Here is a 21,443-nt window from a genome sequence, read left to right as displayed (position 1 = left end):
AGGCGCAGAAGAGATATAACGAGGCAGGACGATGTAGGTCGGGTTAGGCCAAAGGCCGTAACCCGACGCCAGCGGTAAATTAAGCCAGCACTTCCACAGCCTGGTTCTGCAACAAGGCCAGCAGACGCGCGATTTCTTCGCGCATCTTGCGGCGGTCGACGATCATGTCGACGGCGCCCTTGGTGACGAGGAACTCGGCGCGCTGGAAGCCTTCCGGCAATTTTTCGCGCACGGTGTTTTCAATCACGCGCGGGCCGGCAAAGCCGATCAGCGCTTTCGGTTCGGCAATGACGACGTCGCCCATGAAGGCGAACGAGGCGGACACGCCGCCCATGGTCGGGTCGGTCAGCACGCTGATGAAGGGCAATTTCTTTTCCGACAGCTTGGTCAGCATGGCCGTGGTTTTCGCCATCTGCATCAGCGACAGCAAGCCTTCCTGCATGCGCGCGCCACCGGTGGCGGTGATGCAAATGAACGGCACTTTCTGTTCCAGCGCGATCTGCGCGCCGCGCACGAAGCGCTCGCCCACGACGGAGCCCATGGAGCCGCCCATGAATTCGAATTCGAAGCACGCCACGACGACTGGCAAGCTCATGATGGCGCCGCCCATGACGACCATCGCATCGGTCTCGCCCGTCGCTTCCATGGCGGACTTCAGGCGGTCCGGGTATTTCTTGCTGTCCTTGAACTTCAGGGTGTCGACGGGCAGGATTTCCTGGCCGATTTCATAGCGGCCGCCCGCGTCGAGCAGGCTGTCGAGCCGTTCACGCGCGCGGATGCGCATGTGGTGATCGCATTTCGGGCACACGTGCAAATTCGATTCCAGGTCCGTACGGTACAGCACGGCTTCGCACGACGGGCACTTGACCCACAGGCCTTCCGGCATGGTCTTGCGCGCGGCGGCATCAGAACGCTGGATGCGCGGTGGCAGCAGTTTTTCCAACCAACTCATATTTTCTCCTTGGGCCCTTGTAGGGGTAGCGTCGGTGGACGCCCCCGGCAGACGGTCAACGGCGACGCCCCGCAGGGTGCCACCAAAAATTTTATCTATTGCACAATAACAGGCAAATCAGTGGCCGAAGTGTAGCCGTTTATCGCCGGGCTGTCGAACTTTGCCGTCAACGCATCTTGCGTAAACGGCAAGCTTGCTCAGGCATCCAGGGCGGCGCGGATGCCTGCCGTAAAGCTGCGCACGGCGTCCACCGCGCCGCCTTCCGGCGCATTTTCTATCTCCTGGATGATGCGGCTGCCGATCACGACGGCATCGGCCACCTTGGCAACGGCCTTGGCCGTGGCGCCATCGCGGATGCCGAAGCCCACGCCGATGGGTAATTTTACATGCTGGCGGATGGCCGCGAGACGTTCCGCCACCTGTTCCGTATCAATGTTACCGGCACCCGTGACGCCCTTGAGCGACACATAATAGCTGAAGCCGCCGCCAACCTTGGCCACTTGCGCGATGCGCTCTTCGGTCGAGGTGGGCGCCAGCAGGAAGATCAGGTCGAGGCCGGCTTCGCGCATGGCGGCACCAAACTCCTCGCACTCTTCCGGCGGATAGTCGACGACGATGGCGCCATCGGCGCCGGCCGCTTGCGCTGCCGCAATGAAGGCGGCGCTGCCGATGCGCTCGATGGGATTCGCATAGCCCATCAGTACCACGGGCGTCGTCTGGTTCGTTACGCGGAACTGGCGCACATAGCCGAACACATCGTGGATACCGACGTTGAATTTCAAGGCGCGCTCGCAGGCGCGCTGGATGACGGGGCCTTCGGCCATGGGATCGGAAAACGGCACGCCCAGCTCCAGTATGTCGGCGCCGCCCTCGACGAGCGCGTGCATCAAGGGCACGGTGGCGTCAGGGCCGGGGTCGCCGGCGGTGATGAAGGTGACCAGGCCGGTCTTGTTGTTGGATTTTAAATTGGCAAAGGTGGTGGCGATACGGGACATGGGGTGCTTTCGTGTAATTGCTGAGAAATGTCGGCTTACGCGCTGGCGCGCTAAGCCGACCTACGCGTTATTGAAAATTGACAGTTATTTAACTGAAATTCAATCCCATGCGCTCCGCCACGGTATGCATGTCCTTGTCGCCACGGCCCGACAGGTTGGCCAGCACGATTTGATCCTTCGGCAAGGTGGCCGCCAGCTTGGCCGCGTAGGCCAGCGCGTGCGACGATTCCAGGGCGGGAATGATGCCTTCGATATGGCAGCAGTCGTGGAAGGCCTGCAGCGCCTCGTCATCCGTGATGGACACGTATTGCGCGCGGCCCAAGTCTTTCAACCACGCATGTTCCGGACCCACGCCGGGATAATCGAGGCCGGCCGAGACGGAATGCGTCTCGATGATCTGACCGTTTTCATCCTGCAGCAGATAGGTGCGGTTGCCATGCAGCACGCCCGGGAAACCGGCCGCCAGCGAGGCCGAGTGCTTGCCCGTATTCAATCCTTCGCCAGCCGCTTCCACGCCGATCAGTTTCACATCCTTCTGGTCGATGTACGGGTAAAAGATGCCCATGGCGTTCGAGCCGCCGCCGATGCAGGCGACCACATAGTCGGGCTGGCGGCCCGTCATTTCCGGCATCTGCACCAGGCATTCCTCGCCGATCACGGACTGGAAGTCGCGCACCATCATCGGGTAAGGATGGGGGCCGGCCACGGTGCCGATGATATAAAAGGTGTTTTCGATGTTGGTGACCCAGTCGCGCATGGCTTCGTTCAGCGCATCCTTGAGGGTCTTCGAGCCCGATTCGACCGGTACGACGGTGGCGCCCAGCAATTTCATGCGGTACACGTTCTGCGCCTGGCGCTTGACGTCTTCGCTCCCCATGTAGACCACGCATTCGAGGCCGAAGCGGGCGCAGATGGTGGCCGTGGCCACGCCGTGCTGGCCCGCGCCCGTCTCGGCGATGATGCGCGGCTTGCCCATGCGCTTGGCCAGCAGAGCCTGGCCGATCACGTTGTTGATCTTGTGCGCGCCCGTGTGGTTCAAGTCTTCGCGCTTGAAATAGATTTGCGCGCCGCCCGCCATCTCGGACCAGCGCTTGGCGTGGTAGATGGGCGATGGACGGCCGACGAAGTGCTTGAGCTCATAGCGGAATTCTTCGAGGAATTCCGGATCCGCGCTGTAGCGGGCATAGGCGTCTTTCAGCTCGGCCAGCGCATGCGTGAGGGTTTCGGCAACAAACGCGCCGCCATACGGGCCGAAGTGGCCGCGCAGGTCTGGGAATGGGTAATCGGTGGCGTGGAACAATGCGGCGGCGGCGCCGGGCGCTGTGGTGTGGTCATTCATGGTGGTTTCCTCTGGCAATGATGGCATCGGCATCCTGCACCGCGGCGATAAACGCGCGGACACGGGACGCGTCCTTGATGCCCTTGGACGCTTCGACACCACTGCTGATGTCGACGGCGTAAGGGCGCACGCGCACCACTGCGTCAGTCGCGTTTTGTACGCTCAAGCCACCACTTAAAACGACCCGAGGCGCGAGTTCTTCTGGAATGAGGGACCAATCGAATACCTTTCCTGCACCGCCATACGCATCCACATAGGTATCCAGCAACAGGCTGGCAAACAGGGGACTGGCGGCGCGATAGCGCTGTTCGTATTCTAGCAAATCTTCACGGGAGGTGTCAGGTTTGACGCGGAACACTTGCGTAAACGGCGTATTGACGGCCCAAGCGAGCGCGGCGCTGTGTTGCGGCGTCTCGTCGCCATGAAATTGCAGCAGCGATAGAGGCGCCACGGCCCTGGTGGCCCGCACGTCTTCCACGCTGGCGTTGACGAACAGGCCCACCGTCGTCACGTAAGGCGGCATGGCGGCGATCAGCGCCGCCGCCTGCTCGGGCGTCACATAGCGGGGGCTTTTCGGATAAAACACGAAGCCGATGGCGTCGGCGCCCGCCGCCACGACAGCGGCAATGTCTTCGACACGGGTCAGGCCGCAGATCTTGATGCGTGTGCGTGGCATGCTATTCCTTGAGGTTATTACATGAGGTAAAAAGTCAGAACCAGGGCAAAGCGCTGCTGCTGTCTTGCGGCAACGCCCACTTGGGGTCGTAATCGATCTGCGCCAGGTACAAGCCGTCCGGCATGAAGGTGGGCGCGGCAGCATGGCGGTCTTTACTTTCCAGCAAGTGCCCCAGCCATTCCGGCTTTTCCCGCCCCATGCCGATGTAGACGAGCGAGCCGACCAGGTTGCGCACCATGTGGTGCAAAAAGGCATTCGCCGTGATCGTAAAAATCACACAATCGCCGCGCCGCTCGATGCGGATGTCGTGCATCAGCTTGACGGGCGACTTGGCCTGGCATTGCGCGGCGCGAAAGGCCGTGAAGTCGTGCCAGCCCAGCAGCGGCTGCACGGCCTGGCGCATCAGTTCCACGTCCAGCGGACGGAAAAAGAAGCCGGCGCGCCCTTCCACCAGCGGCGAACGGGTGGCGTTGTTGTACAACACATAATGATAGGTGCGCGCGCGCGCGCTGAAGCGGGCGTGGAAGAAATCGTTGACCGTCGGATCGCCTTCGAGTTCCTTGGCCCAGCGCACGGCGATCGATTTCGGCAGGAAGGCGTTGACGCCGCGCACCCACGAGTGCACGTCGCGGTTCAGTTCCGTATCGAAATGCACCACTTGCTCAAGCGCATGCACGCCCGTGTCCGTGCGGCCGGCGCAGGTGGTGGCCAGGCGCACGCGGGCAAACTGCTCCAGCGCGTTTTCCAGCTGGTCCTGCACCGTTTGCCCATCTTCCTGTTTCTGGTATCCATGCCAGGCCGTGCCGTCATACTGCAGGCCGAGGACGATACGCTTGAATGGCGTTGCTGTCGTAATATTTTGCATCGAAGCATTATACCGGCGCCGTGGGCCTGCTGCGCCGCCGGGTATTGCTAGCTAAGGAGTGCCTTCATGGTATTCGCCTTGGCGACCTGCTCTTCGCTGCCGCCTTTGATGACCTCATCGATCAACTCACGCGCGCCTTCCTTGTCGCCGATTTCCTGATAAGCGATCGCCAGGTCCAGCTTGGTATCCATTTCCATGTGGATGGCCGACAGCGGGTCATCCACGCCCACGCTGGCCGTCTTGCCATCGTTGAGGTCCAGGTCGATGCCGGACAGATCGAATTCTTGTGCGGGCGGTATGGATTCCGGCAAGGTCGCTGGCGTTTGCGCATCGTCAAACAGGCTGTCGATGGACGGCTCGGCCGCCGCGACCGGCGCGGCAGCGGGCGCCACCGGCTCGTCGAGGTCGAAATGGGCCAGATCCACGTCTTTCAACGGGTCAGGCAAAGGCGTCAAACCGGCGCCCAGGCCATTCACGGGGCCGGCTGGCGGCTCCAGGTCGAGGCCGAAATCCATGCTGGCGTCATACTGCGCCTCCTGCGGAGTGGACTGCGGCTTGCTGTCCGGCCCCGGCATGACGATCGGATCGCTGGTGGAGACAGGCTCGAAATCGAGGCTGTCGAGGTCAAAATCGAGGGGCTCGCGCGCATCGCTGGCGCTCACGGAGGACACCGACGCTGCCGGCGCCAGGTCGGCCGATGGGGCAGGCAGATCGTCGGGCAAGTCCATGCTCTGGCCATGCAAGTCGTCGCCGACGCCCTTGCTCAGGCTGACGACGGCATCGTCTTCCGTGTCGCCATACAGGGGATTGGTGGGATCGAGCGCCAGGCCCAGCGCGGCCGCCTGCGGCCACTCTTCGCCCTGGCCGCGCGTCAGGCTGTAGAGCTCGCTGGCCTGGTCTTCAAACGCGCGCACATCGCTGCGGGCCGAATAGATTTCCAGCAACTTCAAGCGGGCCGCATGGCGCTCGGGGTGGATGCGCAAGGCTTCCTTGAGGATATCTTCCGCCTGGCCATCGCGGCCGTAGGCGATATACACGTCCGCTTCGGCGACGGGGTCCGTTTCATTCGCATCGAGCATGCTGGCGCCCGCTGCGGCAGCCACGCCGGCTGCGGCAGCGGCGCCCGTACCGAACAGGTGGTTGCTCGCTTCGGACTGCTGGTCTTCCGGCGCCAGGCCCGATGGCGGCGTCACCGGCGCTTCCGGTTCAAGCACGGGCGCCACGTTCTCTGGCGCAGGCGGCGCGTCCTTGCGGCGGCGCGCGATCACCAGCGCGGCCACGGCGGCCAGCAATGCGGCCAGGCCGATGCCGATGGCCCCCAGGTGGTCGCTGATCTTGTCGGTGATGGTCGGCTCCAGCGGCGATGGTTTTTTCACCAGCGGCACCGGTTTCGCTTTCGGAACGGGCGGCTGCGCTTCGGCTGGTGCGCTGGCGACGGCGCTGGCCGCAGCACTGGCAGGTACGCTGGCCGCCGCGCTGGCTGCGGCCTCGGCCGGTTTGGCGGGCGCCGGCGCGCTCTTGTCGGCCATGGCCTTGCTCTTGACCGCCATCAGCTTTTCCAGGTCGCTGACGTTCTTTTCCAGCTCCTTGACACGCGCGGCCGCTTCATCGACCTGCTTCGCCTTGGCAATCTTGTCTTCCTCGCTGGCGACGGCGCTCTTGCCGGCCGACTTGGCCGCCGGCTCCGCCTTCGACAGTTTCAGCTTGTCTTGCGATTCGCTCACGGCCGTCGGCTTTTCCTGGACCTTGGTCGCGCCGATCTTGCCGGCCGTGCTTTGCGTCGCCTGCGCCGCCTTGGCCGGCTTGCTTTGCGATACCTGCCCCGCCAGCTTGTTGCGGTAGGCTTCGAAATCGATGGCGTGCGCCGTCACGACGCTCTTCGCTTCGGCCGCATCGGTGGCGCGCACGGCATCCGCGCCCGGCACGGCCAGGATGCGCCCCGCCTGCATGCGGTTCATGTTCTCGCCCCTGAAGGCATCGGGATTGGCGCGGTACAGGGCGACGAGCATCATGTCGAGCGACACGCCCGATGGTTTCAGTTCGCTGGCGATGCGGCTCAGGGTGTCGCCCGCCTTGACCTTGTATTCGCCAGCCGCCTTTTTCGCCGGCGCGGTATCAGCCGCCGCCACGGCCGGCTTGCCCTTGCCTGGCTGCACCGGCGCCGTCACCTGCGCGCCGCGCGTCTGGCGCGCCTCGGGTGTGTCGAGCACGAACGCATATTCGCGTACCTGGCGCCCGCTCTTGCTGCTCAGTTCCAGCAGCAAATCCACCATCGGTTCGGCCACGGCTTGCGCCGAGCTGATACGGATGAAGGACTTGCCGTTGCGGTTTTCCACGGCAAACGTCAGCGCGTTCAGGGCCGGATTGAATTCCACGTTGGCCTGGCGATACGCATCCGGCGGCGCCAGCTTGGCCAGCAGGCTGGCTGCCTCGCCTGGCTTGACGGCCGACAATTCGACCTCGGCGCGCAGCGGCTGGCCGGCGGCGGACAACACGGTAATCTTGCCCAGCTCGGCTGCGGATACCGCCGGTGACAATAACACCGCACAGGCGACAGCGCTGCTGAGTGTTTGAATGGCAAGGGAGGCGACCCGGGGACGAGTATGTACAGGCATAGTTGGCGGCATCTTAGTTGACATGGGAAAACTGTTACTTTTCCAGAGGTATCAACATATCATCATGCCCAGAGCTATGCAAGCTCCGCATGGTTGAGCCTTGACGGGCTCAGGGCGAAAAAAAAGCCGGGAAAACAGCCCCGGCTTGATCTGCATCAGCGATTGATTGCTGATTGATTGCTGTTACGCATCGAGCAAAATACGCAGCATGCGGCGCAGCGGCTCGGCCGCGCCCCACAGCAATTGGTCGCCCACGGTGAAGGCGGACAGGTATTCGCCGCCCATGCTCATCTTGCGCACGCGGCCCACAGGAATCGTCAGGCTGCCCGTGACGGCTGCCGGCGACAGGTCGCGCACGGACGCTTCGCGCGTGTTCGGGACCAGCTTGACCCATTGATTGTTGCTGGCGATGATGTCGTTGATTTCATCGAGCGGCACGTCTTTTTTCAGCTTGATGGTCAGCGCTTGCGAATGGCAGCGCATGGCGCCGATGCGCACGCACAGGCCGTCGACAGGAATTTCTTGGGTGCCAAAGTCGATGCCGCGACCGAGGATCTTGTTCGTTTCCGCGCCCGCCTTCCATTCTTCCTTCGACTGGCCGTTGCCCAGGTCCTTGTCGATCCACGGAATCAGGTTGCCGGCCAGCGGCGCGCCGAATTGCTTGATTTCATCCGGGGAATAGCCGTGCTGGGTGGCCAGCACCTGGCGGTCGATTTCCAGGATCGCCGAGGCCGGGTTTTCCAGCAGCGCCTTGACGGAGCTGTTGATGGTGCCAAATTGCGTCAGCAGTTCGCGCATATGCTGCGCGCCGCCGCCCGATGCCGCCTGGTACGTCATCGACGTCATCCAGTCGATCAGGTCGTGCTGGAACAGGCCGCCCAGGCCCATCATCATGCACGAGACGGTGCAATTGCCGCCGATGTAATTCTTGACGCCCTTGCCCAGCGCATCCTTGATGACGTGCAGGTTGACGGGGTCGAGCACGATGACGGCGTCTTTTTCCATGCGCAAGGTCGAGGCCGCATCGATCCAGTAGCCATTCCAGCCGCTGGCGCGCAGCTGCGGGAAGACGGCGCTGGTGTAGTCGCCGCCCTGGCAGGAAATGATGATGTCGCACTTGGACAGTTCGGCGATGTTGTTGGCATCCTTGAGGATGGTTTCATTCTTCGCCATGGCCGGCGCCGCGCCGCCCGTGTTCGAGGTGGTGAAAAACACCGGTTCGATGTGGGCGAAATCGCCCTCTTCCTGCATGCGCTGCATCAGGACCGAACCGACCATACCGCGCCAACCTACCAAGCCAACTAATTTCATTACCATTCCTCAAGATGAGACGGCGACTGCCGTCATTAGACTATTTTATCCCAGTGCTTTTACAACTGCATCACCCATCGCCTCGGTACCGACTAAAGTCGTGCCCGCTTCATGGATATCGGCCGTGCGCAGCCCCTGCGCCAATACTTTCTTGACAGCACCCTCGATGCGGTTTGCCTGCTCTTCGCGGTTGAGCGAATAGCGCAGCATCATGGCCGCCGACAAAATCGTCGCCAGCGGATTGGCGATGCCCTTGCCCGCGATATCGGGCGCCGAACCGTGCGACGGCTCGTACAAGCCCTTGTTGTTGGCGTCCAGCGAAGCGGACGGCAGCATGCCGATCGAGCCCGTCAGCATGGCGGCCGCGTCCGACAAGATGTCGCCGAACATGTTACCGGTCACCATGACGTCGAATTTCTTCGGCGCCCGCACCAGCTGCATGGCCGCGTTGTCGACATACATATGATCGAGGGCCACGTCCGGGTATTCCTTGTGCACGTCGGTGACGATGTCTTTCCAGAACTGGAAGGTTTCCAGCACGTTGGCCTTGTCCACGCTGGTCAGGCGCTTGTCGCGCTTTTGCGCCGCCTGGAAAGCGACGTGGGCGATGCGGCGGATTTCGCCTTCCGCATAGCGCATGGTGTCAAAACCTTCGCGCTGGCCCTTGAACGGACCGTCCGGGCACTCGCGCACGCCGCGCGGCTGGCCGAAATAGATGTCGCCCGTCAATTCGCGGATGATCAGGATATCGAGGCCGGAGACCACTTCCGGCTTCAGGGTCGAGGCGCCCGCCAGTTCCGGGTACAAAATGGCCGGACGCAGATTGGCGAACAGGCCCAGGTTCTTGCGCAAGCCCAGAATCGCCTGCTCGGGACGGAACTGGCGCTCCAGCGTATCGTATTGGTAGTCGCCGACGGCGCCAAACAGCACGGCATCGGCCGCTTTCGCCAGCGCCAGGGTAGCTTCCGGCAGCGGGTGGCCATGGGCCGCATAGCCGGCGCCGCCCACGGGTGCCGTTTCCAGTTCGAACGATTCGCCGAGCACATTCAAGACCTTGACGGCTTGCGCGACGATTTCAGGACCGATGCCGTCGCCGGGTAAGATTGCAATTTTCATATTTTTCCGATTAGATGACGTTGGCGAGCCACGGTTGGGTGGCGAGATGACGCTCTTCGAAGGCGCGGATATCGTCGGCATGGCGCAGGGTCAGGCCGATATCGTCGAGGCCATTCATCAGGCAATATTTGCGAAAGGCGTCGATCTCGAATGGATACGAGACGGAACCATTGCTGGTGCGCACGCACTGCTGCTCCAGGTCCACCACCAGCTTGTAGCCGGGGAAGGCCTTGACTTCATTGAACAGGTGCTCGACCTGGCTTTCCGACAGCACGATGGGCAGCAAGCCGTTCTTGTAGCAGTTATTGAAGAAGATGTCGGCAAACGAGGGCGCGATGATGGCGCGGAAACCATACTGATCGAGCGCCCACGGCGCGTGCTCGCGCGAGGAGCCGCAGCCGAAGTTCTTGCGCGTGAGCAAAATGGACGCACCCTGGTAGCGCGCCTCGTTGAGCACGAAGTCGGGGTTCAGCGGGCGGCGGCTGTTGTCCTGGCCCGGTTCACCATGGTCGAGGTAGCGCCATTCGTCGAACAGGTTGGGGCCGAAACCGCTGCGGTGGATCGACTTCAGGAATTGCTTCGGGATAATCGCGTCGGTGTCGACGTTGGCGCGGTCCAGCGGGGCGACCAGGCCTTCGTAAATCGTAAATTTATCCATGCTGTTTCTACTCGGTAGGACGGGCGGCGCCAGGCGCCGGCACGTCACGGTTTATTTTCCGCCGGCGCCAGTGACGACCTGGCCGACTTTCTGCACATCGCGGCCGATGCCGGAGACGGTGTTGCAGCCGGACAAGATGACGGTGGCGATGAGGAGGGCGAAGAGTTTTTTCATGATGATTTCTTGATAGTAAGTAAGGGACCGGAAACGCTAGTGTACGCCAGCGGCGCCGGTCCCTGCCCTCATCGCAAAGCCCGCACGTCGACAAAGTGCCCGGCGATACCCGCCGCCGCCGCCATCGCGGGCGACACCAGATGGGTACGGCCGCCCTGCCCTTGCCGGCCTTCGAAGTTGCGGTTCGAGGTCGAGGCGCAGCGTTCGCCCGGCTCCAGGCGGTCCGCATTCATGGCCAGGCACATGGAGCAGCCCGGCTCGCGCCACTCGAAGCCGGCATCCTTGAAGATGCGGTCCAGTCCTTCGCGCTCGGCCTGGTCCTTGACCAGACCGGAACCGGGCACCACCAGCGCCAGCGTGACGTTCGAGGCGCGGTACTTGCCGCGCACCACGGCGGCGGCCGCGCGCAAATCCTCGATGCGCGAATTGGTGCAGGAACCGATGAAGACCTTGTCGATGCGGATGTCTTCGATGGCGGTGTTGGGCTTGAGGTTCATGTAGACCAGCGCCTTTTCCATCGCATCGCGCTTGACGCTGTCTTTTTCCTGGTCAGGATCGGGCACGCGGCCATCGATACCGATCACCATCTCGGGCGACGTGCCCCAGGTCACTTGCGGCACGATGTCTTGCGCGTTGAGGGTGACGACCAGGTCGAAGCGGGCGCCCGGGTCCGAATGCAGGGTGCGCCAGTAGGCGACGGCGCGCTCCCAGTGCGGACCGGCCGGCGAAAACGGACGGCCCTTGACGTAATGGATGGTGGTGTCGTCCACGCCGATGATGCCGGCGCGCGCGCCCGCCTCGATGGCCATGTTGCACACCGTCATGCGTCCTTCCATCGACAGGGCGCGGATGGCCGAGCCGCCGAACTCGATGCAGTAGCCCGTGCCGCCAGCCGTGCCGATCTTGCCGATGATGGCCAGCACGATATCCTTCGCCGTCACGCCGGCCGGCAAGGCGCCGTCGACCTGCACCAGCATGGATTTGGATTTCTTTTGCAGCAAGGTTTGCGTGGCCAGCACGTGTTCCACTTCGGACGTGCCGATGCCGTGCGCCAGCGCGCCAAAGGCGCCGTGCGTCGACGTGTGCGAGTCGCCGCAGACCACCGTCATGCCGGGCAGGGTCGCGCCCTGTTCAGGGCCGATCACGTGCACGATACCCTGGCGCTTGTCGTTCATGTTGAAGTAGGTCAAGCCGTAGTGCTTGGCGTTCTTATCCAGCGTCTCGACCTGCAGGCGCGAGACCGGGTCGGCGATGCCGTCGACGCGGCTGGTGGTGGGCACGTTATGGTCGGCCACGGCCAGGTTGGCGGAAATGCGCCACGGCTGGCGGCCCGCCACGCTGAGCCCATCGAAGGCTTGCGGGCTGGTGACTTCGTGCAGCAGGTGCCGGTCGATATACAAAATTGTCGTGCCATCATCTTCGGCCCGAACAACGTGGGATTCCCAGAGTTTGTCGTAAAGCGTCTTCATCATGATTTATGCAGCGTTGCCACAGCCTGTTTAAGTGATCAAGTGATACCAAGTCATACGGTGATCCACAAGGATTATGCCATATATTGGCCAACACAGAACCGAAACAGGCAAAATCGTGGGATTGGCGATACAAAGTTTGGCCACACTGTTGGATATGAGCTGGAAATTGCCGATATCGACACATTGGCGGCATGCCGGCCCCATCCGCAGGCGGGCTGCCGAACGAGTCACGGTGGCGGCAGAAATTGATATTTTTTCCTCAACCTTTCGTGTATTGTATTTCGACAATAATGACGGCGCGCACGCGCCACCACACTTGGGAACCTCGATGAAACTGAACTTGTTGGCGCTGGCCGCCCTGACCCTGGCCGCGCTGCCCTTGGCCGGCGCCCATGCGGCGGCGGCCACGCCAGGAGAAACCTGCATGCAGGACTTGCGCGCGATTGCGCCTTTCCTGCTGGAAAACGATACGGGCGCGCGCCAGCACCTGGAGCAAAAGGGACAGGCATATTTCGACCTGGCGCTGGCAAGCGCAAGCGATGCCGCGAAAAACACTAATGATGAGTCTGCTTGTAATGTCGTACTGGCTAATTATCTGAGCAAGTGGCGCACAGGCCACCTGCAAATCGTGCCCAGCACGGCATTGAAGCACAGCAAACCGGCGCCACCCTCCGCGCCAACAGCAGATACTGACCAAAGAGAGCCGTCGCTGCAGCTCCTGTCACCTCGGACCGCGTTACTGACACTGCCCAGTTTTTTTCCTCGGTACAGCAAGGCAATCGCCGATCTGCTGACAAGCAAGCGCCACGATCTTGCCACCCGCCCCAACTGGATCATTGATGTCAGGCTCAATAATGGCGGCAGTGATAGCACTTATGCGCCACTACTGCCATGGATCAGTTCAGGCGAGATCGTCAGCGTTGGTGGCGAATGGCTGTCCACGCCAGCCAATATCGCCGGACAGGAAGGCATCTGCGCTCTGTTCGCCCCCGGTGATGCCTCGTGCACGACAGACAGTGAGCAAGCCGTCGCCCGTATGCGCAGCGTCCAATCAGGCCAGTTCGTGACGCAGCAAGCCGATGGCCCTGTCCGCTATGGAAGTTTTCCCAGAAAGAAAACGCAGCCGGCCCGCGTAGCGGTGCTGGTCGATCGTGATTGCGGGAGCTCCTGCGAAGAATTCCTGCTAGTGGCGCGGCAAAGTTTTCGTGTCAAACTGATAGGGCGCAACAGCCATGGCTCCCTCGATTACTCAAATGTACGCCTGCATGCCCTGCCCTCAGGAATACGCCAGTTAATGTACGCCACCTCGCGCTCGGCCCGCTTGCCGCAGCTGCAGGTCGACCTGGGAGGCATCATGCCCGACATCTACCTGCCGCCACCGAAGGACGAGGCGGAGCGCGCCCAAGAAATCGTGCGCGTGCAGCGTTGGCTGGAAGGCGGCACTTTACGTTAATAGCGGCAGTGAATCGACCGTGTGATTCAGCAATAAAAAAGCCCGCTGCATATCGACGCAGCGGGCTTTGATAGGAGCAAGCGCAGACTCAGGCAGCTAAACGCACACTACCTCTACACCCGTCCATCAGGAACGACAGACCGACTACCAGCACCAGCTCGCCTTCAGCCGAGCGGGCGGTACCGGTAATGCCCTCCACGGTGATGGCCGTCATCGGCTTGATCACCAGGTCGGCCGTGCCGTCGACGGCTGCCACGGCGAGAATGTATGGCTGTGGCGCGGCGACAACAATGCCCACGCGTTCGCTGCACGCTTCGTAACCCAGGGAGCCGGCGAGCGAGCGCACGGGCAATGGACGACCCTGGTCTTTCAGCACGGGCGCGCCACCCACTTCCATGAAGGTTTCCGGCAATTCGACGACGCGCTGCACCACCGCCATCGGCAACGCCAGCGCGGCGCCCGAGGTGGACACCAGCATGGTCGGCACGATGGACAGCTCGATCGGCAGGCGGATGGCGAACTTGGTGCCCTTGCCCAGCGTCGACTCGATGTGGATGGCGCCGCGGTTTTTCTCCACGGCCGTCTTCACCACGTCCATGCCAACGCCGCGTCCGGAGACGCTGGATGCGACTTCCTTGGTCGAGAAGCCCGGCAAGAACACCAGCTGGAAGCATTCGTCGTTGCTCAATTGCGCGTTTTCGCTGATCAAGCCCTTTTGCTGCGCCTTGCTGCGCAGGAAGGCCGGGTCCATGCCCTTGCCATCATCCTGCAGCACGATCATGACACTGTTCGCTTCCTGCCAGGCCTTGAGCGAAATATACGATTTGGCGGGCTTGCCGGCGGCCAGGCGCGCTTCCGGCGATTCGACGCCATGGTCGAGCGAGTTGCGCAGCATGTGCACCAGCGGATCGTACAGGCTGTCGACCACCACGCGGTCGACTTCCGTCTCCGCGCCTTCGATGGTCAGCTCGACATCCTTGCCCAGGTCTTTTGCCAGCTCGCGCACCAGGCGCGGGAATTTCTGGAACAATCGGCCCACGGGCTGCATGCGCGTGGCCAAGGTGGCCCGCTGCAGTTCCGTCGAGTAGCGCGACGCGCGTTCCAGGGTTTCCGCCAGGGTCGCCATCAGGGTGGCGGCCTGGCCTTCGAATTTGAATTGCAGCAAGCGCTCGAGCAGCACGGCAGCCTGGTTGGCGGCCTGTACCGACTCTCCGGCCACTTCCAGCAGCGCGTCGAGCTTGACGGCGTCGACGCGGATGCTGTCTTCCTTGACGGGCGCGGCATGGCGTACTTCCGGACGCTCGTCGCGGCGTTCCGCGCCATCCCAGGCCTTGGCGGCCGGCTTGGCGGCGGCAGCGGCAGGCGCGGCGGCCACGGCGACAGGCGCAGCGGCGACGGCGGAGGCCGGTGCGGCAGCGACCTGGCTGCCGGCCGGCACGACGGCGTTATACATGCCTTCCCAGTCCAGGCCATCGGCGCTGACGGTGGCTGTGGAGACGGCGGCAGCGGCTGGCGCCGCCACGACCACCTCGGCAACCACCACGGCGACTTCCGCCACCACGGCAGCGGCCGGCGCGTGTGCGTCCATGCCCTTGCCTTCGATGGCGTTCGTCAGGATGTGTTCCAGCTCTTCCGGCATGGCCGGCAAGCTTTCCGGCGCGGCACCGTTGGCCAGTTCCGTCAGCTGGTCGGCGACGAAACCGGACGCTTGCAGCGCCGCCTCGATGGCGATCGGGGTCACCGGCGCGGCGCCCGTGCGCAGGGCGTCGAACAGATTTTCCGTCAGATGGCAGGCCGCCACCAGTGCGGGCAGGCCCATGAAGCCGGCGCCACCCTTGATGGTGTGGAAGGAACGAAACACGGCATTCAGTGTTTCCTTGTTGTCAGGATCACGCTCGAGGCGCAATAAGTGCTCTTCAACATTAACCGCAAGATCCATCGCCTCAACGACGAAATCCTTGAGCATATCGTCCATTAGAATCCCAAATCCGCAAGAAGGTCGTCTACATTATCCTGGTCCAGCGCCACCGACGGCACGGACGGGCCCTGCATCAGCGGCACCGGCTTTTGCGCCAGTTTTTCGCGCACTTCGGCCGGCGCGTTGTCGCGCAGCAGCTGAGCCAGCTCGTGCTCCACTGTCTTGGTGATGTTGACCACTTTTTTGATCAGCTGGCCCGTGATGTCCTGGAAGTCCTGCGCCATCATGATTTCCAGCAAGCGCGCTTTTTCCGCTTCCGTTGCCTCGGCAACGGCTTGCGCGAACTGGCGCGAATCGCCGGCCAGGGCCTTGAACTCTTCCAGGCTCAGCTTGCCATCGAACAGCGCCGTCCAGCGGCTGTCCATGTCCTTGGCTTTCTTCGACAGCACATCTTGCGCCGGCATGCCTTCGTCGAGCGTATTCAGGACCTTGTTGGCGGCCTGTTCCGTCAGGGTGGCGACATATTCCAGGCGGTCCTGCGCGTCGACGATCTGCGACGACGCTTCCGTCAACGCCTTGTCGTAGCCCAGTTCGCGCAGCGAATCGTGCAGCAGGCGCACGATGCCGCCCAGGCGTTCGAACATCGGCTTGTCGGACTGGTCGACAGGATCGGCCGCTTCGCCAGGTACGCCTGCGGCAGCCGCGGGCGGCGCTTCCGGCGCGGCGGCGACTGGCGCGGCAGCTGGCGGCACGGCGGCGCTGGCCGACACCGAATCGAACAGCGCGTCAAAATCGTCGTCCGCGATCACGGCTGCGGGCGCGGCGGCAGGCGCGGGAGCGGCCGCACTTTGCGCAGATACTTCATCGAATAATGCATCGAAATCATCAGCGGCGTTGGTCATATCCCTGCTTCTCCATAATTTGTCAAAATTCCGCCTGAACTGTGCGTTTTACAGACTGATACCCACAATTTCTCGATTAAGATGATTTGAGGCAATACCGCTGCGATGGTGCGAGTGTAGCAGGGCGCCGCCCTGTTGGTAAATCTCAAAACGCGCTTCCTGGTGTAAAGCTGGCCCACAAGAGCTTTTCCGTGAGGAAATAAGTGTTCCTGCTGTTGTATTTTGAAATACTACCATTGGCGTGCGTGCAAGACCACGCGGCGCACAAGAAATCCTGCTCGCGGGCGGCTGCGCAACAGTATTCATGGTGATCGTTGCGGCTAAAACACGATCTTTCTGCCAACGTTGTCTATACTGAAGGTGCAATAGTATTGATAATTATCAAGTCTTTACATGAATACCATGCTGCCGCCGCGCCTACAATAAGGGGCGTTGCACGCGCTGAGTCACCGCCAAAGGACCTGCCATGTATAAGAAAATTCTGATCGCCACGGACGGCTCCGCCGTCTCCAACCACACGGCCTGTGCCGGCGTTGCCTTTGCCGAACAGATGCAAGCCGACATCCTTGCCGTGTACGTGGCGCCCGAGTACCAGTACCCGGTGTACATCGAAATCATTCCACCGAGCTATCCCAGCGAAGAGGAGTACCGCATCGCCATGCGCAAGGCGGGCGCCGACCACTGGCAGCCCATCCTCGACGCGGCCGCCAAGCGGGGCCTGGAAGCGACGGGCCTGACCGCCTTTTCCGACAGCCCGGCCCTGAAAATCGTGGAAGTGGCGCAGTTGCAGCACTGCGACCTGATCTTCATGGGCTCGCATGGCCGCAGCGGCTGGGGGCAATTGCTGCTCGGCAGCGTGACCAACAAGGTGCTGTCGCACTCAACATTGCCGGTGCTCGTGCACAGGCTGATCAAGGAACCCCCATCCAAATAAAGGGTCACATGGCCACGCAGGCCGCCGCATCCCGCAGCGCGGGTAAAAGGCAACACTGCGGCCTTTTCAGTTAAAATGACAACGTTTCTCGTTTCTTAACACCTGGCCGGCCACCACGAAACGGCCAGGATACATTCCACGCTTCCAGATTGCGCGCCTATGATACGTATTGTGATTGCCGATGACCACACCATCATGCGGGAAGGATTGAAGCGCATCCTTGACGGCGCGCCGGATATCGACATTGTGGGCGAAGCCATCGACGGCTTTGAAGTACTCAACCATGTGCGCCAGGGCGGCTTCGACCTGTTGCTGCTCGACCTGTCGATGCCGGGCCGCAGCGGCGTCGACCTGATCCGGCAAATCCGCAGCGAAGCGCCCAAGCTGGCCATCCTGATCCTCACCATGCACGAGGAAGAGCAATATGCGGTGCGCGCCATCCGCGCCGGCGCGCAAGGCTATCTGACCAAGGAAAGCGCGGGTACCCAGCTGGTGGGCGCCATCCACAAGGTGGCATCGGGCCGTCCCTACATCAGCGCCGAGGTGGCAGAGCAGCTCGTGCTCAACATCATGATGCCGAATGAAAGCCTGCTGCACAAACAGCTGTCGGACCGCGAGTTCGAAGTCTTTTCCCTGCTGGTGGCAGGCAAGTCGATCACGGAAATCGCCAACAATCTGCACCTGAGCGTGAAAACCGTGAGTACGCACAAGACGCGCATCATGCAAAAGATGGGCATGAGTTCGCTGTCGGAAATGGTGCAGTATGCCGTGGCACACCGCCTGCTATCCCCCTTCAAGACCTGAGCCGCCCGCGCCCGCCGCCCGTAGGAACAATCCTACATCACCTGCCATAGCTCCTACTGCCATATTCAGCCACTGCTGATATTAATTGCATACGGTTGTTGGCATACTGAAACCAGTCATCAAGTTGCTGGGAAGTTATTTCATCACACAGCAAGTCTTCAGCGCATTGAGATTTACCCGCCTGGACGCGCGCCGCCCCTTCCTTGCCCGCCGCCCTGTGCACCTTGTCATTCAACTCTGAACTACCTGTCACCAGGAGATGAACATGCTGTCCACGCAAACGCCTGAAACCCGCGCTGCCGCTCCATCGCTGCCCCCCTCCTCTCCGATGGAAGCGGGGCGCCAGCGCCAGGGGCGGCTATGGTCGAACCTGAAAGAGGTGTGCGACCTGCTGCATATCTCCAGTGCCTGCACCATCGCCGCCGACGAACTGCTGTTCCAGCACGTGCAATTCAAGACGGGCCAGCGCGTGCACACCATCGGCCAGCCCTTCGACACCCTGTACATCGTCAATTCGGGCTTCCTGAAAACCGTGCTCATCGATGAATTCGGCAATGAGCAGGTACTCAGTTTTCCCATGAAGGGCGACATGCTGGGCGTCGACGGCATCCACTCGCGCCATTACTCCTCGGAAGCGGTGGCGCTGTCCGACTGCGACCTGATCCTGCTGCCGTTCAAGAAGCTGACGGCGCTGGGCCGCGTGCACCTGGAACTGGAAAATGTCATGTACGGCGTGATGAGCCGCGAACTGGTGCGCGAGCAAGCCATGATCGGCATGCTGGGCGCCCTCAGCGCCGAAGCCCGCGTGGCGCGCATCCTCGTCTCGCTGGCCGACCGCTTCGCGCAGATGGGCTACTCGAGCAAGCTGTTCAACCTGCGCATGACGCGCCATGAAATCGGCAGCTACCTGGGCCTGACCCTGGAAACGGTCAGCCGCACCCTGTCCGCCTTCAATGAAATCGGCCTGATCACGGTCGACCAGCGCACCATCGGCATCAAGGACCCGGATGCCCTGAAAACCCTGCGCCGCCTGCCGCCCTCGCGCTCGCGCGCCAAGCAGCTGGCCGCCGCCAAGCTCAAGGCCGACACCACGGCGGCCGCCACCGCCTCGGCGCAATTGCTGGCCACCATTTAACACCACCCGATTCCTTCAAGCTTGGCACAGGCTTGACCCGGCCAAGGCACATCGCCTTGCCGGGTCTTTTTTGCTGTCCACCCCTTCTCCAGCGCGCGCCACGCCCACGGCACTGCCCTCCCCTGCAGTCAAAAAAAAGCCTGCATCGGGCACAAATAAGCCTTGCTTTTCGGGCCACATTCAACAATAATGCAAATACGAATCATTCTCAACTGAGACAAAGAAAGCCCAACATGCACAGCTCAAAACCAGCCTTGATCCAGGATGCCGCTACTGCCCACGTCCGTCCTCCCGTCAGCATGGCCCAGCCGGCGCGCCGCATCACCAGCGAAGCGCTGCTGCAGCAGGGCCGCGAAGTGGAAATTGAGCACAGCGGCAAGATCTATCGCCTGCGCGTCACCCAATTGAACAAGCTGATCCTGACTGCCTGAAGCAGCACGGCAGCCAGTCACCACACTCGCCAGCCAGTCGCGCCCCGTGCGCGCAGCCAGCCAAACCACCCGCACAGGAGTGTTTGATGGCGAACGACCGACCTTCCCCGATGTTTCCTTCCCCGCAAGGCCAACAGCCTGAATTGCTGCTGTCGGCCGTGCTGCACCTGATGTCGCACTACCATGCGGGCAGTCCCTGCGAGAAACTGGCGGGCGTGATCGAACGCCACCTGCAAGTGCTGTCCAGCTCGCCTGGCCTGGGCCCCGTGCTGCAAGCGACCTGCCAGCAACTATCGCAGCAATGGGCCGCCCTGGTGGCGCTGCACCGGCCTGCGCCGCCGAAGACCACCTTGTTCGAGCGCCTGGTACGCCTGCTGAGCGCCAGGCGCCCTGCCTCGCCCCTGCCGCAATAATTTCTCTTCAATACCCCACCGCCCAACAGGATATCGCCATGTGTGACAAAGACCAGTCCCTGCCCGTGATCAGCAATTGTTCCAGCGGCGAGGCCGAAACGGCCGCGCTCGCTTCGCGCCGCCGCCGGCTGTGGGAACTGTCGCACACCTGCCATTGTCCGCTGGTCGGCGTGGGTTTGCCATTGGGCTACCTGCGCAAGCTGGTGGGCAAGATGACGGGCGGACGCGTGCTGGCCGACGACTACGAAGTGCATGTGGGCGCCGTGACGGAATGCGGGGTGCGCAACCGCCTGTCCGAAGCCTTGCAAAAGGAACTCGAACGCCGCTACGCGCCCGTCATCCTGCGCTTTCGCGGCGCCAAGACCACGGAGCAGGTAGCGCAACTGTGGCGCACGGCCGTCGCCAACGGCGACGTGTCGGGCGCCTTCTGGGCCGGCCTGACGCACCCGCGCTGCGACGCCGAGCTGGAAGAGCAGATGTGCCGCGACTTGCACATGATCCAGCACCAGGCCGGCGCCTGCGTGCGCGCCGACATGGGAAAATTTACCGCCTTGCAGGAAGACAATGCGCGCCTGACGCACGAACTGGCCAAGCTGCAACAGCGCAGCCAGGCCATGCTGATGGAAAAGACGGGCGAACTGGAACGCCAGGAAGCCGTGCTGCTGCGCACGCGGTTTGACTCGATCAGCAAGGACAGCGTCATCGAGGAGTTGCGCCTTGAGCTGGCGCAATTGCAGGCCGCCATCCCGGCGCTGGAATCGCGCACGCGCCTGGTCGAACGCCTGGCGCAAATGGATGAGCGTGAGAAAGAATTACGCCAGCAAATCGCGGAATTGAAGCAGGCCCAGCCACGCCCGGCCGCCGCCGTGCCGCCACCGGCACCGAAGCTGGAAGTGCCGACGGGCGGCAAGCTGAAAATGCCGATCCGCCTGGTCGATCAAAGCGTCTTGTGCGTGGGCGGGCGCAGCGGCAATGTCGCCACCTACCGCGCCCTGATCGAGCGGGTCGGCGCACAGTTCGCCCACCACGACGGCGGCCTGGAAGACAATGCCAACCTGCTCGATTCGAGCCTGGCGGCGGCCGACCTGGTGATTTGCCAAACGGGCTGCATCAGCCACAGCGCCTACTGGCGCGTCAAGGATTACTGCAAGCGCACGGGCAAACGCTGCGTCTTCATCGACAACCCCAGCATTTCCAGCCTGGCGCGCGGCTTGCAGGAAGTGAGCGGCGAGATGGCAGCGACGCCGCTGGCCGCGATCCAGCCGTAAGCAACCCTTCTG

Annotated in this window: 20 protein-coding genes; 7 read left to right on the top strand and 13 right to left on the bottom strand. The window is 62.4% G+C overall.

Annotated elements, in window-relative coordinates:
• Positions 1–79: 79 nt before the first annotated feature.
• From accD to leuC, 11 genes are all read right to left on the bottom strand, one after another.
• Complete coding sequence (gene accD / locus ACP7DW_RS13545) at positions 80–952, bottom strand: acetyl-CoA carboxylase, carboxyltransferase subunit beta (protein ID WP_010400390.1); 873 nt, start codon at positions 950–952, stop codon at positions 80–82.
• Between the two features lie 197 nt (positions 953–1,149).
• Positions 1,150–1,947, bottom strand: a complete 798-nt coding sequence (gene trpA, locus ACP7DW_RS13540; protein WP_289945065.1) for a tryptophan synthase subunit alpha — start codon at positions 1,945–1,947, stop codon at positions 1,150–1,152.
• Positions 1,948–2,035: 88 nt separating this feature from the next.
• The gene (gene trpB / locus ACP7DW_RS13535; protein WP_133989951.1) at positions 2,036–3,286 is read right to left on the bottom strand and encodes a tryptophan synthase subunit beta; all 1,251 of its coding nucleotides are present in this window, start codon (positions 3,284–3,286) and stop codon (positions 2,036–2,038) included.
• Positions 3,279–3,962 carry a phosphoribosylanthranilate isomerase gene (locus ACP7DW_RS13530; protein WP_298401763.1) on the bottom strand — a complete coding sequence of 228 codons (684 nt, stop codon included), beginning with the start codon at positions 3,960–3,962 and terminating at the stop codon, positions 3,279–3,281. Before ACP7DW_RS13530 ends, trpB begins: the two co-directional genes overlap by 8 nt.
• A gap of 34 nt (positions 3,963–3,996) precedes the next feature.
• Positions 3,997–4,827, bottom strand: a complete 831-nt coding sequence (gene truA / locus ACP7DW_RS13525; protein ID WP_426055523.1) for a tRNA pseudouridine(38-40) synthase TruA — start codon at positions 4,825–4,827, stop codon at positions 3,997–3,999.
• A 47-nt stretch (positions 4,828–4,874) separates the two neighbouring features.
• Entirely contained in the window at positions 4,875–7,364 is a 2,490-nt protein-coding gene (locus tag ACP7DW_RS13520) for a FimV/HubP family polar landmark protein (protein WP_426085212.1), read from the bottom strand.
• 261 nt (positions 7,365–7,625) lie between these two features.
• A complete protein-coding gene (gene asd / locus ACP7DW_RS13515; RefSeq protein WP_426055525.1) occupies positions 7,626–8,753 on the bottom strand; it encodes an aspartate-semialdehyde dehydrogenase in 1,128 nt (375 codons plus the stop codon).
• Positions 8,754–8,798: 45 nt separating this feature from the next.
• The gene (leuB, locus tag ACP7DW_RS13510; protein WP_298401774.1) at positions 8,799–9,869 is read right to left on the bottom strand and encodes a 3-isopropylmalate dehydrogenase; all 1,071 of its coding nucleotides are present in this window, start codon (positions 9,867–9,869) and stop codon (positions 8,799–8,801) included.
• Positions 9,870–9,879: 10 nt separating this feature from the next.
• On the bottom strand, positions 9,880–10,527 hold the full coding sequence (gene leuD, locus ACP7DW_RS13505; protein WP_426055526.1) for a 3-isopropylmalate dehydratase small subunit: 648 nt from the start codon (positions 10,525–10,527) through the stop codon (positions 9,880–9,882).
• A 51-nt stretch (positions 10,528–10,578) separates the two neighbouring features.
• Positions 10,579–10,701, bottom strand: coding sequence for a lipoprotein (locus tag ACP7DW_RS13500; protein WP_010400408.1), 123 nt, complete (start codon positions 10,699–10,701; stop codon positions 10,579–10,581).
• 68 nt (positions 10,702–10,769) lie between these two features.
• Positions 10,770–12,173: a 3-isopropylmalate dehydratase large subunit gene (gene leuC / locus ACP7DW_RS13495; protein ID WP_426055527.1), complete on the bottom strand. Its 1,404-nt coding sequence runs from the start codon at positions 12,171–12,173 to the stop codon at positions 10,770–10,772.
• A gap of 136 nt (positions 12,174–12,309) precedes the next feature.
• Between leuC and ACP7DW_RS13490 the strand changes: the two genes are divergently transcribed.
• Positions 12,310–13,626, top strand: coding sequence for a S41 family peptidase (locus tag ACP7DW_RS13490; protein ID WP_426055528.1), 1,317 nt, complete (start codon positions 12,310–12,312; stop codon positions 13,624–13,626).
• An 88-nt stretch (positions 13,627–13,714) separates the two neighbouring features.
• On the opposite strand, the gene ACP7DW_RS13485 is transcribed toward ACP7DW_RS13490, so the two are convergent.
• Together ACP7DW_RS13485 and ACP7DW_RS13480 are read right to left on the bottom strand one after the other, a co-directional pair.
• On the bottom strand, positions 13,715–15,601 hold the full coding sequence (locus tag ACP7DW_RS13485; RefSeq protein ID WP_426055529.1) for a chemotaxis protein CheA: 1,887 nt from the start codon (positions 15,599–15,601) through the stop codon (positions 13,715–13,717).
• Positions 15,601–16,446 carry a protein phosphatase CheZ gene (locus ACP7DW_RS13480; RefSeq protein ID WP_426055530.1) on the bottom strand — a complete coding sequence of 282 codons (846 nt, stop codon included), beginning with the start codon at positions 16,444–16,446 and terminating at the stop codon, positions 15,601–15,603. Before ACP7DW_RS13480 ends, ACP7DW_RS13485 begins: the two co-directional genes overlap by 1 nt.
• A gap of 466 nt (positions 16,447–16,912) precedes the next feature.
• On the opposite strand from ACP7DW_RS13480, the gene ACP7DW_RS13475 reads away from it, so the two are divergent.
• The 6 genes from ACP7DW_RS13475 to ACP7DW_RS13450 all read left to right on the top strand — a co-directional run bounded on the left by ACP7DW_RS13475 (position 16,913) and on the right by ACP7DW_RS13450 (position 21,431).
• Complete coding sequence (locus ACP7DW_RS13475; protein ID WP_298401796.1) at positions 16,913–17,380, top strand: universal stress protein; 468 nt, start codon at positions 16,913–16,915, stop codon at positions 17,378–17,380.
• A gap of 159 nt (positions 17,381–17,539) precedes the next feature.
• On the top strand, positions 17,540–18,184 hold the full coding sequence (locus tag ACP7DW_RS13470) for a response regulator (RefSeq protein ID WP_034750556.1): 645 nt from the start codon (positions 17,540–17,542) through the stop codon (positions 18,182–18,184).
• A gap of 328 nt (positions 18,185–18,512) precedes the next feature.
• Positions 18,513–19,319, top strand: a complete 807-nt coding sequence (locus ACP7DW_RS13465; RefSeq protein WP_426055763.1) for a Crp/Fnr family transcriptional regulator — start codon at positions 18,513–18,515, stop codon at positions 19,317–19,319.
• Between the two features lie 233 nt (positions 19,320–19,552).
• A complete protein-coding gene (gene hemP, locus ACP7DW_RS13460; protein ID WP_071076091.1) occupies positions 19,553–19,750 on the top strand; it encodes a hemin uptake protein HemP in 198 nt (65 codons plus the stop codon).
• 86 nt (positions 19,751–19,836) lie between these two features.
• Positions 19,837–20,163: a hypothetical protein gene (locus tag ACP7DW_RS13455; RefSeq protein ID WP_426055531.1), complete on the top strand. Its 327-nt coding sequence runs from the start codon at positions 19,837–19,839 to the stop codon at positions 20,161–20,163.
• Between the two features lie 38 nt (positions 20,164–20,201).
• Positions 20,202–21,431 (top strand): DUF2325 domain-containing protein, encoded by a 1,230-nt coding sequence (locus ACP7DW_RS13450; protein WP_426055532.1) that lies wholly within the window; start codon positions 20,202–20,204, stop codon positions 21,429–21,431.
• Positions 21,432–21,443 lie beyond the last annotated feature (12 nt).

The organism is Janthinobacterium sp. PSRC1-1, from assembly GCF_049897525.1.
Classification (GTDB): domain Bacteria; phylum Pseudomonadota; class Gammaproteobacteria; order Burkholderiales; family Burkholderiaceae_D; genus Janthinobacterium; species Janthinobacterium tructae.
Note: the sequence above shows the minus strand (reverse complement) of the source record. Positions and strands in the feature narration are given on the sequence as shown.